This window comes from Maribellus maritimus (assembly GCF_022267315.1).
In the GTDB taxonomy this organism is placed as follows: Bacteria; Bacteroidota; Bacteroidia; order Bacteroidales; family Prolixibacteraceae; genus Draconibacterium; species Draconibacterium maritimum.
Map to the genome: position 1 here is coordinate 118,255 of NZ_JAIKLE010000022.1, position 15,736 is coordinate 133,990.

The following is a 15,736-nucleotide window of genomic DNA, read 5'->3' on the forward strand; positions in this document are numbered from 1 at the left end:
GGTTAAAACTTAACATTTACACCTAATGTTACTGTCGTTGGTTTTGGATACTGGAAGAAGAAAATATTCTGTCCCCACTGGTCACCGCCCCACGATGTAGCTTCAGGATCATAACCTTTAAAATCTTTTGAGTGAATTACAAAAAGATTGTCAACGTTTGCATAAACTCTGCAAGAACGTAATCCTGTTCCCTTTAACAATCCACCATCGAAAGTGTAACCTAACGAAATCAGGTTTCCTCTCAGGAATGAACCGTCGCAAACCCAGTGATCATCAACCTCTGAATTCTGTCCATTTAATGAGGCATTACGAATTTGCTGAACCATTGTGTTTTGATTTTCTTCAGTCCACCCGTCATATAAAATGGTTGAAAGACCATTGGCATAGCCAGTCCTGTCTTCTGTTGAATGGAAGAACTGTTGCATTATATCAACTCCCAGTGTAAACTGGAGATCCACAACCAAGTCGAAATTTTTATAATTAAAACGGTTGATAAAGCTACCTGTAAAATCAGGAAGACCTTTACCAATAATTTCTCTTTCAGCCGTACGTTTTGCAACCCCCGGTACAGCACCAACAGCAGCAGCTTCTTCAGCTTCATCAGTGCCCCAGGTACCTAATCTGCGATAGCCGTAAAATGAGCTCAATGACTCACCAACACGAAGAATCGTCTGGCTTCCTGAAACCCACCATGGGCCAGGGAAAATATCTTCATCGTTTTCACCTAATTTTTCGATACGGTTTTTGTTATAATTCATGTTCAATGTGCTCTCCCAACTAAAACTGCTTTTTTGAACATTTCTTGTTGTTAGTAAGAAATCGATACCCTGGTTGGAAACCGAGCCAATATTATCCATTACTGATTCGAATCCTGTAGAATGTGGTACCGGGCGCCCTAACAATAAATCGCTCGTAAGCTTGTAATAATAATCAATTTCCAATGATACTTTCTGGTTGAAAGCAGTAATATTCATTCCCAAATCAAATTGCGAAGTTTTTTCCCATTCAAGATCTGGGTTGGGCAAACGGGTTACTACATTGTAGTTCGCCCTTTCGTTATTTAACAATACAGTACCACCCGAAATAGTTGCCAATGAACGGTATGTTCCCAACTCGGTACTTCCGGTAACACCATAACTGGCTCTCAGTTTCAGGAAATCAATCCAGGATACTGAACTCATAAATTCTTCGTTTGATGCAACCCAACCTAAACCTGCAGACGGGAAGAAACCATATTTATTGTTATCTCCAAAACGTGATGAACCATCCGCTCTGGCGGTAACAGTTGCCATATATTTGTCTTTGTATGAATAACCAAAACGGAAAAAATACGAGTTCATCGACCATCTTTCGTAAGATGAGCCAGGTGCACTTGGATCGCTTGCAGCACCTACGTTATTATACTTGAAAAAATCATCGGAAAAACCCGATACATTAATTGTATTTTCACGGTAAACGCGTTCCTGCCAGCTTAAGCCAAGCACCGAGTTGATACGGTGATCACCAACTGTTGTGTTGTATGAAAGATAAGTTTCTTCCTGCCAATACATGGTTTCGTAGTCGTTTACATTCGCCCATGCATTTGGATAAGAAATATTCAACAAATCTTTGGGACTGTATTCTTTGTTCTGGCGGACATGATTATCAATACCAAACTGTGTTTTCAAATCCAATCCTGGAAGAATGTGAAAATTCAGGAACGTATTTCCAAAAAATTGAGTACGATTTCTCAAACGTTCCTGTGTTTTTAACACGTGAACAGGGTTGGCCATTCCTTCCAAACCAAAGTTGCTGGTACTTGAACTGCTACTCCAACTTCCATCCGGAAATTTAACAGGCATAATCGGAACCATCTCAATCATTGAACGACGTGGCATCTGGTGACCACCGCCTTCCTCAATTTCATTTTCCCAAACCTTGTTAACCAACATGTTGATACCAAAGTCGAGCCATTTTGTCGGTTGCGCGTCGTAAGCAATTTTTGCATTTACACGTTTCATCCAGGAATTCAGCATAATTCCCTGATTATCCGAATAATTGAGAAAAGCGCCTACCGATGATTTTTCATTTCCCTGCTGAACGCTAAACTGATGATTGTGAGAAACGGCAACTCTGGTTGCTTCATCCTGCCAATCGGTATCATACAAAGGATTTCCATTGGCGTCAAACAAATTCGGGTCAGTAAAATCGATAGTTGGTTCGCTTCCCAATTCATAGTCTCGGTACTTTGGAGCGTTTTCATACCCTCTTTTAATTACTTCCAACCATTCTTCAGCATTCAGCAAATCCATTTTTTCACGAATTTTACCAACACTTACATAACCATCGTAACTAACAACAACTTCGCCGTTTTTGGCACCTCTTTTTGTAGTAACAAGGATAACACCATTCGCACCTCTTGCACCATAAATAGCTGCTGAAGAAGCGTCTTTCAACACCTCAATACGTTCGATATCGTTTGGGTTAACAAGGTGAAAATCTTCCATTACAACACCATCAACAACATAAAGTGGATCAGTGTCTGTTTCAATTGAGTTTACACCGCGGATAATAACTCTTGTGCTTCCTGTTGGCGAGCCGGAATTAGAAAAGATGTTAACCCCTGCAACTTTACCTTTCATGCCCTGAAGCGCGTTAAACGAAGGTTTTTCCAAAATATCCTCTGCATTTACCACACCTACTGAACCTGTAACATCTGATTTCCGCTGAACACCATAACCAATGGCAACAACTTCCTCGATGCCAATTGCATCAGTACGCATCGTAATATTAATCTCAGATTGATTGTCAACCGAAACTTCCTGAGTGACCATTCCTACAAAGGAAAACACGAGAGTTGCATCGCCAGGAATATCAGAAATCGAATAATCTCCGTCTAGATTTGTTATTGTCCCATTGGCTGTTCCTTTCACTAAAACAGTTACTCCAGGAAGAGGCTCTCCCATATCATCAGTTACGTTTCCTGATACAGATGACGGCTGTTTTGCCACATTGTCAATGACTTTTTTGTTGGAAAGTACAACCTGACGATCAAAAACCGCATAGCTGATATTTGTCCCGTTTAATAAATTATCGAGTATTACTTCAATAGTTTTGTTCTCTACATTGATATTTACTTTTTGATCAACATCAATGAGATCCCTGTTGTAGAGGAAGAAAAACTCTGATTCATCTTCGATCATACTCAAAACGTTTTCCAGACTTTCGCCCTGCATTTTTAACGATAGTCTTGTTGCCTGTGAATATGATTCCACAGCTGCTACCTGAAGTAAGCCGAGGAAAAAACAAAAAACAGTAAATCGTAACATTCTAATGCCTTTTTTAAAGGCAGTGTTCCCGGAAGGCTGAAAACCCGCCGGCGCCTTTAGTTTTAGAAATTTTTTCATAAATTTACAATTTGATAGAGTGAATAAATTATTAATTGATCTCGCTCTGCAAAGTCGACAGGAAAGTGCTGGTACCATTTTCCTGTTTTTGCATCTAATTATCTTTCAATGTCATATGTACTATCTTCTTTTTTAAAATCCCATTTGCATCAAATTCTCTTTTGTCGATGCTATATTTTATCGGTGTTGTTAACGCTATTAACCGCAAAACTTCTTCCAGAGGCTCATCTTTAAATGTAGCTTTAAAACGGTAACTTTTTAATGTTTCATCTTCAACAATAATCTTTGCATTATACCACCTTTCTATTCTTGATAAAACCTGTTCCAGCGACTCGTTATCAATTACAAGAAATCCGTCCTTCCAGGCTGAAAACCTCTCCGCTTCAACCTCTTCAACGTTCAACATTCTTGTTTCGCGATTAAAGATTGCCCGTTTCCCAGGTGTCATTGTATACTTAAATTTTCCGGCTTTTCCACTTATTTCCACTTTCCCTTCAGCCAAAACAACTTCAGTTTGGCCATCAGCAGCATAGGATAATACATTAAACTTTGTACCTAAAACTTTAACATCAAAATCAGGAACATTCACGGTGAAATCAGAACTTGCGAGGTGCTTTACTTCAAAGTAAGCTTCGCCTTGCAACTGAACTTCTCTGTTTTGTTCAAACACCGCAGGAAATTTTAGTTTTGAACCGCTGTTAAGCCAGCCTGAAGAACTATCCGGAAGAAAAAACTCAACGCGTGCTCCTTCCGGGGCATTAATTTCGACCCAGCCTGAATTTAGCGGAATATTATTATCGGGTCGAACAAGATAGTAAAGTAAAAAGGCCAAAACGGGTATCAGCAAAATAGCCGCCGCCTGCCGGTAAAATTTATAGAAATTAAAACGTCTTTCTTTTTTATTATCCTCAAGCAAAATCTTGTAATGAATCTTTTCAAAAATATGGTCAAGAGATTTCTCTTCATCAGACTCTTTGCGGTTTATCTCATCCCATTCAACTGACAACTCTTCTTTAAATCCCGGAAAATCCTTTACATTATCGAACCACTCCTTAACGCTCAGATAATCGTTGTAGGAATATTTTCCTTTCGAAAAGTTTTTTAAAATATGTAAATCAAAATTCTCTTTCATCCTTTCGAATTAAAGAAGGAGTGCTAAATTTAAATAACACTTCCTTCCTTATTTAAACTAAATCTACATTTTGCTACCAATGTGTTTTTCAAACACTGGTTATATCCCTAATAACAGAAAATCCCCAGTCAGAAAAACAAAAAAAATCAAAAAAATTATTTATCTATGAATAAGTAAAAGAATATGAGCCCTTTAACGCTTAACTCTTCAAATTCTTTTTTTAAGAATTTCATTGCTTCTGTAATATGATATTCTACCGTTTTGGGTGTAATAGAAAGTTCTTCAGCAATTTCTTTTAATGATTTCTCCTCTATTTTCTTTTTTATAAAAACCTGTTTCCTTTTGTCAGGCATTTCTTCAATTAATTCATCCAGCTTATCCAGTAAGAGTTGAAAATTGTTCCGGTTGTCAAAATTTGTTACATCGGTTGAGAATTCCAATAAAATTTCGTGTTTGATACCATTTACTTTTGACAGCTTATTAAAATATTTACGAACGGAATTGAAAGCAATGGTAAAAATATAAGACTGAAAGGAAGTATTTGTCTTTAACTCCTTCCTGTTGGCCCATACCTTTGTAAAAACCTCCTGCACAACATCTTCAGCAGCCTCCTTTGATTTCAGATAGCTTAACGAAAAACGATATAAGGGCTGACTGTAGCGTTCAAATATTTTCTGAAAAGAATCATGATTATCTTTCCTGATACCTGAAATAAGTTCGGCCTCGGTATATGTTTTAACTACTTTCAACTGTCTGATAAAACTCGATTTGATAAAAAAAGCTGCAAATTTAATTCTGAATGGCAAAAATGAAAACTTTTCCCGTTTAAAAAAAACACAAAAATCATAATAAAAAGGGAATGCTTTTTCTGTAAACTTTTATTGATGTTTCGTTTTTTAAAATTATAATTTTGACAAATATTTATCTTGTGTATTTATAAAAAATAAATGGAGAAAAAAAATAGAAAAAGACTACCGGCAGAATGGGAAAGACAATCGTTTTTACAACTCACCTTTCCACATAAAAACAGCGACTGGAAATATCTTCTGGATGAAGTCTCCGCCTGTTTTGTCGACATTATTAAAACTGCAGCAAAATTTCAGGATGTGCTGGTGGTATGCGACGATGTGATCCGTGTAAAATCGTATTTTGACAAGTCGGAAAATGTATATTTTATTCAGGCAGAATCGAATGATACCTGGGCCCGTGACCATAGTGGCATCACAGTTTTTGAAGGCAATGAAACTGTTATACAGGACTATATTTTTAATGGCTGGGCTCAAAAATTTGAAGCTGGACTTGACAATCAAATTACAAAAAAGCTCTTTAAAAAAGGAATTTTTGAAAATTGTAGTTTACAAAGTTTTGATTTTGTTTTGGAAGGTGGCTCCATTGAGAGCGATGGAAAAGGAACAATTCTTACCACTTCCGAATGTCTGCTTTCAAAAAACCGGAACGAACAATTCACACAAAAGGAAATTGAAAATATTCTGAAAAAAAATTTCGGTGCCAACCGGATTTTATGGTTAAATCACGGTTATCTGGCCGGAGATGATACTGATTCACACATCGACACGCTGGCACGTTTTTGCAATGAAAATACAATTGCCTATGCTGGATGTAACAATCCGGACGATGAGCATTTTGAAGCATTACAAAAGATGAAAAATGAACTGCAACAATTCACCCGGCCCAACGGAAAGTCTTACGATTTGATTGAACTGCCCATGCCGGGTGCCTGTTATGATAGCGAGGGAAACCGTTTGCCTGCAACCTACGCCAACTTTACCGTTATAAACAATGCTGTTCTGCTTCCGGTATACGGTGTTGAGGAGGACGAAATTGCTGTGGAAAGATTAAAAAAATGTTTTCCTCAAAGAGAAATAATACCATTAAATTGCAGCGTGTTAATTGAACAGCACGGCTCGCTACATTGTATAACGATGCAATACCCTGAGCCGGTAAAACTGAACAAAGAAAATTTTTTAAAATGAAAAAAATAAAAGCCGGATTGGTACAACAAAAATGTACCGGGAACAAAAGTGAGAACATTGCTAAAAGTGTTGAAGAAATAAAAATATGTGCATCGCAGGGTGCTGAACTTGTTATATTGCAGGAATTACACAGCAGTCTTTATTTTTGCCAAACGGAAGATACTGATATGTTTGACCTTGCCGAGACGATTCCAGGCCCCGCCACCGAAACCTTTTCAAAAGTAGCCAAAGAAACCGGAGTTGTTTTGGTTACTTCACTCTTTGAAAAACGGGCTGCCGGACTGTATCATAACACCGCTGTGGTATTTGAAAAAGATGGTTCAGTTGCCGGTATTTACAGGAAGATGCATATTCCTGATGACCCTTCGTATTATGAAAAATTCTACTTTACTCCCGGCGATCTCGGCTTTAATCCGGTTAAAACATCACTGGGAAATCTGGGCGTACTCATTTGCTGGGATCAGTGGTATCCGGAAGCCGCACGTTTGATGGCTTTGGCAGGTGCAGAAATTCTGATTTATCCCACAGCAATTGGTTGGGAACCATCGGATACACAAGAAGAAAAAGCAAGACAGCTGGGAGCCTGGATGATTTCGCAACGAGGACATGCTGTTGCCAATGGCTTGCCCGTTATCGGTGTAAACCGAACAGGGTACGAAGGCGATCCTTCAGGGATTGGAAATGGAATTACATTTTGGGGAAACTCGTTTGTTGCCGGTCCTCAGGGAGAAATTATTTACCAGTTTTCTTCCGAATATGAACAGTCGGAAGTGGTTGAAATCGATTTATCACGATCGGAAGATGTTCGTCGGATATGGCCTTTCCTGCGCGACAGGAGGATTGATGAATATGACGAAATTGTAAAACGTTACCGCGACTAAATATGGATTACGAAAGACATGAACGACCAGCCGAAAATCTTCCCATATACAAAAAAGGAAAAGAAATTTTTGACGTTGTACACCAAATCAGTGAACTGATACTGGAAGACAATGAACACCTTCAATTTGTAAAAGGAAATATGCTAAGCGACGCTGCTCAGCTTACCGTCAAAGTAGCAGGTGCCGAAGGTGGTTATCTTTACGACATCAGAATGGAAGCCGCCGCCATAATACGAAAAGCTGCCCGCGACTTGATGGTTTCAAATCATTCTCTGGAAATGTTTGGCTTTGAAGAGGTTCAGTATTTCGACATCGTTAGAGAATTAATTGCGGAATACAGATTGCTTTTTATTGAATGGGTGGAAAGCTTTGATAAATGGAACTATATAAAAGACGATTGGGGCTTATTTAACCCTCCAGGTGTGGGGCCTTTTGACAAAGATCCGGATGACTTTTCTGAAGATTAACCTAAGTCCCCCGCTATTTTACTTTGTGAGATTTCTTTGCCTGGCAAAGGCTTAATCAATCAATTTCCCTATTTTTGAGTGAATTTTTCAGTAATCTTTTAACAATCCAACATGAAACCAAAACTACTTTTATTTACCCTGGCAATTATCACCTTATTTTCGATCGTCTCGTGTAACAATTCACCGAAAGAACCGGAAGAAAAAAAACAACCAAACATTGTTATCATCTTTTTGGATGATTCAGGTTATTCCGATTTTTCCCCTTTTGGTCAGAAAAAAATTAAAACACCAAACGTGCAAAAACTTGCAGAAGAAGGAATAACGTTTACCAATTTTTATGTTCCGCAGGCGATCTGCTCTGCATCACGCTCAGCCTTAATTTCAGGATGCTACCCGGGCAGAACAAAAGTGTTTGGAGCACACGGTCCTAAAGAAAGAGGGCTTGAAACCAGTTTCCCAACCATTGCAGAAGTATTTAAAAAAGCCGGTTACAGCACAGCCGTCTTTGGGAAGTGGCATTGTGGAGACCAAGCGGAAACCCGCCCTGCAGCCCGTGGTTTTGATGAAAGTTGCGGACTAATGTATTCCAACGACATGTGGAAACATCATCCTGAAAATCCGGAATACTGGGGACGCTACCCGCTTCAGTTTTGGGAAAATAATAAAGTAACCATTGAAGATGTTGATTTTGATGACCAGAAAATGCTGACAAAATGGTATACAGAACATGCTGTTGATTTTATAAACCGGCACAAAGACGAACCATTTCTGTTGTATGTTCCGCACAATATGGCGCATGTGCCTCTTTTTTGTAGTCCTGAGTTTGAAGGAAAATCGGGAGTTGGGTTATATGGTGATGTTTTACTTGAACTCGACTGGTCGGTTGGTCAAATAAATACGGCTTTAAAAGAAAACGGAATTGATGAAAATACGATTGTTATTTTCACATCAGATAATGGTCCGTGGATTTCATACGGGAATCACGCAGGAACCACACCTTTCCGCGAGGCCAAAGGAACGTCATTTGATGGAGGAACACGTTCAGCATGTATTGTAAAATACCCTGATGAATTAGCCGGAAACCAAAAATCGACGAACACATTTCTAACCATCGATTTTTTACCGACCTTGTGTAAGTTAGCCAATGTGTCGTTGCCGGAAACCGAAATTGACGGCCGTGATGTGTGGGACCTGATTGCCGGAAAAGAAAACGCAACAAACCCGCATAACTATTATGCTTTCTCCAATGGTTCAGAATTTCAGGCCATAATGAGTGGCGATGGAAAATGGAAAATGCATCTCCCGCATGATTACAGAACGCTGGATTATGCAGCAAATGACGGCATGGCAGGAAAATACAAACAGACCAAAATTGAATTGTCGCTTTTCGACATGGAAAATGATCCTTATGAAACAACAAATGTTATTGAAGCTCATCCCGATATCGCTGAAAAACTGATGAGTTTCGCCGAACAGCACAAAACAAAGTTTTATTCAGAATAAAAAGATCTCAAACAAAAAGAGCCGTTCTGAATTTTATGAACGGCTCTTTTATATTAAAAACTTTCCAGTTTATTTTTTATATAAAGGATCTGCTCCAATTGTTCCAACCAGTTCATTCAGGTACTGTTTGGATTCAATATGAGCCAGTAGCTCTTTTGCCTTTTTCAGACGCCCATTAATGTCCATTTCCAAAACCAAGGATTTATTCTGTTTGTTTGCTTTAAATATTTCGAGATATTCAATCTGAAATTTGTAAAAAGCAATCTCCTTTTCCTGTTTGATTTTCAGGCGCTCTTTATACCACTCAGTTTTTATCACCTCATCGCGTTCAAACATCTTACGCAGTTCTGGTTCATTGATATCCTTTCCTTCATAATGCCCGTAAGCCATAACATGCAATAATATTTTCAGTGGCGGAATGGCAGCCTCTACACTTCCATCTTCAAAATAAGGCAGTGCGGCACGTTGCATCGCTTCTGTAATATTGTTTATTCCGTCCACGTACTCTTCCATGCCCTGTAATTCAGGTTTTAGCATACGTTCGTTAAAAACAGCCAGCGGCTCATCAAACAAACGGTTCATACAGCGAAACGCAAAGTTTTTTGTAATGCGGTACCCCAAACGGCTGGCCAGAACTTTTTTGCCCTCATATTCAAAATCTTCCAGTTTTTCGAGACACTCGTTTTCAATCAGTTTTTTTGCATCACGATCTTCAGGAACCAGGCGCGCCCAAATTTCAGGAACCAAAATACTGATATCATGATCAAAACGATTTTCGGAACCGATATATCCGGCCGCGCTACTAAAACCCTGATATTCAGTCAAAATATACGAAAGAAGTGCATTATTTAAATCGGTGGTTGGAACCAGCATATTAAAAGGCCCTTTGGTAAGCGCGCCCTCCAGACCTGCTCCAGTTGTTGAAGGTGATTTTCCGGTAATGCTTGCAATAAAATCCATAAACAATTCCGGCAACTCCTGATAATGAATCGGATTGTAAACACTCAAGGGTCGAATGCCGCCTTCTTTATCGGCCGGATTATTTCTTCTTCCGGGAAGAACCGCATTAACAGGCCAATGAACCGGGTCTTGTGGTTTTATTTTTCTGAATAATCTTACACCAACTTCGGCCAGATAGCTGTCCATTGTTTCTTCCTTAAATATATTTCGTTGCAGATAACGCGGATTTTTTGTAGGCTCACCATCCACAATTCTCGGATGTGAAGGAGTAACAAAATAACAATCGCCGCTCCCCCGCGCAACTTTTCTGATAAACTCTTTAACGGGCTTTGTATACTTTTCAAAAGTAATCACATCATCCAAAAGTTCCTGTGCATTTTCTTTTGTCAGAGGTTCGTAATTGGTAAGAAAAGTATTGTTATCCACAATCTCCTTTTCTGCTTCCTTATCATAACCACGAATTACTGCCTCATCAGGCCGTTGAAAAAGATAACTTTCACAATTGGCCACCAGTTTCTGACTTGGATTTCCAAACTCTTTATTCAGATTCTTCAGCTGTTTGGACGGCAAAGTTATAGTAGCTGAAATATCATCTTCGGTTTGAATTTTTAAACTTGGGACAAAATCAGAACGCAACTTATGGATATACCAGCGGCCTTCCTGGTTAAATCCGATTCTTACATAGCTTGCCGTAATAGGCTGATGTTTATAGCGCAAAACATTTCCCGGACGACCATTCACGATTTCCACGTTAAACAGTTCTTTCCACTTTAATCCCCTCTCCTCATTGCCTCGATAGTGACGTTTTACAAACAAGGCCAGTGTACGGACATTCTCCGGTATTTCTGAAAGAAATTTATTGTATTTATCGCTGTATTGCCCGGAAGGAGTAAGCAACTTAACAGCCGAGCCTAATGTTCGTTCCTTGCTCAGAAACGATCTTGAAGGAGCAGCATCGGGGCGAATATTTTTCCATCTGTCGGAATAATCTTTATTGATTATTTCATCTACCTTATTTTCCGCATCCTCCAGATTTTCAATATAAAAATAACCATACTTAATGGCATTTTGCATCGACTTTGAAATTTCCGATTTTCCACCTCCGGAGACTGTACTTGGTTTATGACAAAACATACCTTCCGGTGCCGTATCGATGATTCGCCACATTTGTTCGGTGGGGTGTTTTACCAACTGAAACTTATGGCCTGTTGGATGAACATACACTTTCCGGGGCGACAATTTCAGACTAAATTCTTTGTCTTTATGTGTCCAGTAAACACTGGTCTGTTCAATATCGATATCTGCATTTTCAGGAATATAAACAATATCGCTGTATTTTTTGTCAATGGCATAATTACCTTCCTGTAAATCAATTTTATCCGCCAACAGCTTTTTAACTTCCTCAAATTTGTAGGGTACATCAAATTTTTTTGTAAAGTTGGAACCAAATACTTTGTCGCTCATATTACCGCGTGGAAATGCAATAGCTCCTCCTGAATGCTCTTCCTCTACCAATCCGTAAAGGTTTGCAGAATAACTGATTTGAGTTTTCACCTCCTTTTTTGAATAACCGTAATAGTTATCTGCTATTAAAGTCACAACCACTCCCTTCTCGTTGCGACAGGTGAGTTTAAAAGCTGTTCCGTCGTTGTACAGTTCGTTTTTATCCTTCCAGCACATGCCGTCCTGCTTTTGACGTTCCGATGCGTCATCATAATGTGGCAGGCCAACATCTTTCTTTTTTAATTTAGTGAGTTGTGGAGCCAGTATTACGCATCCTGTATGGCCGGTCCAGTGTTCAACATCAAGCGCAGCATCATTTACGGCCAAATTATGGTCGCCGGCATTTCCAAAAATAGTCTCAACAAAATCAAGATTACTCACAAGCGTACCTGGCGCAAAAAAACGAATCTCCATACTTTTCTCACTGATGACTCCCTTTACCTCGGGACAAACCACAGGGCGAAGCAAAAGTGAAACCATAACTTTTGCCTTTTCATTCTGATTGGCGGTAAAAGGCAATAACATTAAATCGTCCGAAGGATGCAAAGCTTCATGTAACAAATGCGCAAAAGTAATCTTAGGTACTTCTTTTTTATCCAAAGGAACAGGTAACCCGCCACGTACAATATGAAAAGTCCCCTTTGTAGTTCGTTTGTCGCTTGCAGGATTATTCAGAACACCCTGTTTTAAACGGTAAGAACTTAATAAATCGCTTTTAAATTCCTTGCCATTCGGAGGCAAACTTAGTTCTCTTGCCATTCCCTTTTGATTCAAAACCAGCGTATCAGTAGGCAAGCGAAAATCCTTATCAAACTGAATTTCCTTCAGGTAATCGTCAATAAAATTTTGAATTCTTGTATCTACGGGGGAAAGATGCCCTTCCAAAAGCCTCGATTTTTCCTTAAAACTGTTAATCAGTCCTTCTGTTAAGGCCTGAAACTTTGAATTTGCATATTTAGTTCCTGCATCAGAGTCGTCGTAAAAAAAAGGCTGCCCCAGCGAAGCAAGTTGAAGGTTGATATACTGGATCATATCCCTTCTGTCTCGTTTACTCTTTTTGATTGTGTGTGCTGTCTTTTCTATTTTATCCATTTTCCAATAATTTACTTATCATATTCAAATTTAAAAAATACAAAAAAGAAAAAAACAAACCGGTCTTTTTTACCTTCATATTTAACAATGAAGAGATGGTTTGGATCAAAAAAATTTACAAATGATTCAATATAAAATACCATTTTTTTGTAGTATTGTTGACAATAAATACGAAAAAATGAAAATTATTTCCTGGAATGTAAACGGTGTGCGGGCTGTCGCCAATAAAAATTTCGCTGAAAGTGTGGAACAAATGAAACCTGATATTTTGTGTTTGCAGGAAACCAAAGCTCAGGATGAACAGGTTGCAGCAACATTATCCTCGTTGAAAGAGTATCATATTTATTCAAATTCAGCCGTTAAAAAAGGTTATTCGGGGGTTGCCGTTTTAACAAAAACCAAACCGTTAAATATTACACCAGACATTGGCATTGCAGAGCACGATTTGGAAGGCCGTGTTTTATGTTTGGAATACGAAAATTTTTATCTGGTAACGGTATATGTTCCAAATTCAGGAAGTGAATTAAAAAGGCTGAATTACAGACAACAATGGGATAAAGCATTTTTTGACTATTTAAAAAAACTGGAACAAACAAAACCGGTTATCGTTTGTGGCGATTTTAATGTTGCCCATCAGCCGATCGACTTGGCGAGACCTAAACCAAACTACAATAAATCAGCCGGTTACATGCAGGAGGAAATTAATGGCATGGATCGTTACACCCAGGGAGGGCTTACAGATACCTTCAGGCACTTCTATCCAGATAAAACCGACATCTACTCTTGGTGGAGTTACCGTGCCGGTGCCCGTGGCAAAAACGTCGGCTGGAGAATCGATTACTTTCTTGTCAGCGAAACTTTTCTCCCTTCAGTAAAAGATGCATTTATTTTAAATGAAATAATGGGTTCTGATCATTGCCCGGTAGGTATTGAAATGAAATAAATTACAAGCTTCATTTCATATCCGGTTCAAAAGTCAAAGACCAGATTTTACGGAAAGAGGGTTCCTCGTTTTTTATTCGTTTGGAAGAATACAAAATGCAGCTAACAGAGGAAATCTGCAATGGAAATATATTATGAAATCTAAATTACTCCTTTTCAATTTAGCAACGATATTATAATTCCAGCCAAAAAACTTAATATCCCAAACAGTAACAGCAAAATAAACAAAACCATAAAAAACTTTAGTATTCTACCCACCAATTGTTTAAAGCTATAATTCCGGATTTTCTGATAGACATAGGAATAATAACTAAAGGTTAGTAAAAATGTTCCCCAAAAATATGTTTCTGTTCTGCGAACAAATATGGCTATTAAAAAAAGAAACATCCCAAAAATAGCGACCTGCCCTTGTATATAAGTATTTATAACCAGATGTTCTGCATAATTATTTGGTTTTCTAAAAACAAGAAAAGCGATGTAAGTATAAAGAGGAAGAAATAAAAAAGAAAAATAATAATAATTCTTGTACAAAAAAGTGCTCAAGTTTTCAATAAATTGTACCCTTTCCAAACTGTTTTCACCTGTATTGTTTTCATGAATATCTTTATCCAGCAATGACCTGGCAGCAGTTTCTGTCTCGGTTTTACTCATTGTTGCTATATTAGACGACATCTCAATTAATTCATCAAAATAGAAGCTATTCAACAAAACCGAAATTGTTATAACAATTGCAAAAAAAGTAAACGGATTTGTATGCTTTTTACGGGTCCCTTCCAAATATTTATGAATTACAAACTGGGGTCTAACCAGTAAATCTCTGAATGTTACCCAAAAACGATTATCCCAGCCAAAAGACGACAACACCCCTGATATTAAATATTTCAGCGTAATTCGTTCATTTATAATTTTTGCGCCACATTGACCACAATAATTGTTAGTTGAATTCAATTCAGCACTACAGTTTTTACAATTCATTTTTAAGGAAGTATATACATCCTACAAAATTGTAATTTTTTTTAAAATAAAGGGCTGTAATCTAAAAAAACACTTAACATAAAGAACATAATAATTTCTAAACCTCTGAATAGCCCGTTCTCTATTTGCCTGCCACAATAAACTCTTCTGTTGAAAAGTTTTTATTTACAACTTGAATGCCACCCGTTGATTTGTCGATTTCTATTTGTACCCATCCTACCAACTGGCTGCTATTATCAATCTTGATTCCGAAATAATACGGTTCGGTTATATCACTATGAACTCTCCATTCACTGGGCCAAAAATAATCGTTAACAAATGAGTTTGTTATTGATACGATGTCCGGCTCTAAATACTTTTCCCAGTAAAAAGGCTCGTTTGTACTAAATCGAATGGTATCATTTAATTTACAAAACAAAGGTTCAGTACTACGCTTTAAAAGTATTGAGCTTGCATTTAAAGGTTCTACAGAACCTGAAATGCCGTTTCCCGAACTATTAATTCCATCCCAGGTATACCATTGGTATTTTACTTTGATATCATCGATAGAATCGTCGTTTAAATCATAATTTACAGCACCTTGTATTTCAGGTGGTGTTTTGCTTAAACCATTAGTCAAATCGTCTCCTTTTTCGCAACTTAAGAGAACAAAAACAAACAAAATTGCCGTTGAAAAACTTATTTTCATAATTGGAAGGTTTTATTTTTTATTGAGTCCAGATGATAAACCAACTAAAAAAGTTGCGTGTATATTGCCAATCCATTTATGATAAGGTTCCAATCTATTCAAACAGATAATTTAGATTAAATGATTATCCGTATTTATACCCAAAGGTATTTTTGTAACTCACACAAGCCACGAGCAACCTATTAAATATTGCTTCGCCAAAATATCTACGAT

General features: G+C 38.0%; 11 protein-coding genes. 5 read left to right on the forward strand and 6 right to left on the reverse strand.

Going from position 1 to position 15,736, the window contains the following annotated elements; translation table 11 throughout:
* Positions 1–2: 2 nt before the first annotated feature.
* The 3 genes from K5G00_RS18750 to K5G00_RS18760 form a co-directional block, all read right to left on the reverse strand.
* Entirely contained in the window at positions 3–3,386 is a 3,384-nt protein-coding gene (locus K5G00_RS18750; RefSeq protein WP_238767724.1) for a TonB-dependent receptor, read from the reverse strand.
* 94 nt (positions 3,387–3,480) lie between these two features.
* Positions 3,481–4,518, reverse strand: coding sequence for a FecR family protein (locus K5G00_RS18755; protein ID WP_238767725.1), 1,038 nt, complete (start codon positions 4,516–4,518; stop codon positions 3,481–3,483).
* Between the two features lie 155 nt (positions 4,519–4,673).
* Positions 4,674–5,324, reverse strand: coding sequence for an RNA polymerase sigma factor (locus tag K5G00_RS18760; RefSeq protein WP_238767726.1), 651 nt, complete (start codon positions 5,322–5,324; stop codon positions 4,674–4,676).
* A 141-nt stretch (positions 5,325–5,465) separates the two neighbouring features.
* Here K5G00_RS18760 and K5G00_RS18765 point away from each other — a divergent pair, with 141 nt between their 5' ends.
* From K5G00_RS18765 to K5G00_RS18780, 4 genes are all read left to right on the forward strand, one after another.
* Entirely contained in the window at positions 5,466–6,512 is a 1,047-nt protein-coding gene (locus K5G00_RS18765; RefSeq protein WP_238767727.1) for an agmatine deiminase family protein, read from the forward strand.
* Positions 6,509–7,393 carry a carbon-nitrogen hydrolase gene (locus K5G00_RS18770; protein WP_262921390.1) on the forward strand — a complete coding sequence of 295 codons (885 nt, stop codon included), beginning with the start codon at positions 6,509–6,511 and terminating at the stop codon, positions 7,391–7,393. The genes K5G00_RS18765 and K5G00_RS18770 overlap by 4 nt, the downstream gene beginning before the upstream one ends.
* 2 nt (positions 7,394–7,395) lie before the next feature.
* The gene (locus K5G00_RS18775) at positions 7,396–7,860 is read left to right on the forward strand and encodes a hypothetical protein (RefSeq protein ID WP_238767728.1); all 465 of its coding nucleotides are present in this window, start codon (positions 7,396–7,398) and stop codon (positions 7,858–7,860) included.
* A 111-nt stretch (positions 7,861–7,971) separates the two neighbouring features.
* Positions 7,972–9,363, forward strand: a complete 1,392-nt coding sequence (locus K5G00_RS18780; protein WP_238767729.1) for a sulfatase family protein — start codon at positions 7,972–7,974, stop codon at positions 9,361–9,363.
* A gap of 69 nt (positions 9,364–9,432) precedes the next feature.
* Here the strand turns inward: K5G00_RS18780 and K5G00_RS18785 are convergent, their stop codons facing one another.
* On the reverse strand, positions 9,433–12,918 hold the full coding sequence (locus K5G00_RS18785) for a hypothetical protein (RefSeq protein WP_238767730.1): 3,486 nt from the start codon (positions 12,916–12,918) through the stop codon (positions 9,433–9,435).
* A gap of 121 nt (positions 12,919–13,039) precedes the next feature.
* Here K5G00_RS18785 and K5G00_RS18790 point away from each other — a divergent pair, with 121 nt between their 5' ends.
* Positions 13,040–13,861, forward strand: coding sequence for an exodeoxyribonuclease III (locus K5G00_RS18790; RefSeq protein ID WP_238767731.1), 822 nt, complete (start codon positions 13,040–13,042; stop codon positions 13,859–13,861).
* 155 nt (positions 13,862–14,016) lie between these two features.
* Here K5G00_RS18790 and K5G00_RS18795 read toward each other — a convergent pair whose 3' ends face one another.
* Positions 14,017–14,835 (reverse strand): DUF3667 domain-containing protein, encoded by an 819-nt coding sequence (locus K5G00_RS18795; protein ID WP_238767732.1) that lies wholly within the window; start codon positions 14,833–14,835, stop codon positions 14,017–14,019.
* A 121-nt stretch (positions 14,836–14,956) separates the two neighbouring features.
* The gene (locus tag K5G00_RS18800) at positions 14,957–15,523 is read right to left on the reverse strand and encodes a hypothetical protein (protein WP_238767733.1); all 567 of its coding nucleotides are present in this window, start codon (positions 15,521–15,523) and stop codon (positions 14,957–14,959) included.
* Positions 15,524–15,736 lie beyond the last annotated feature (213 nt).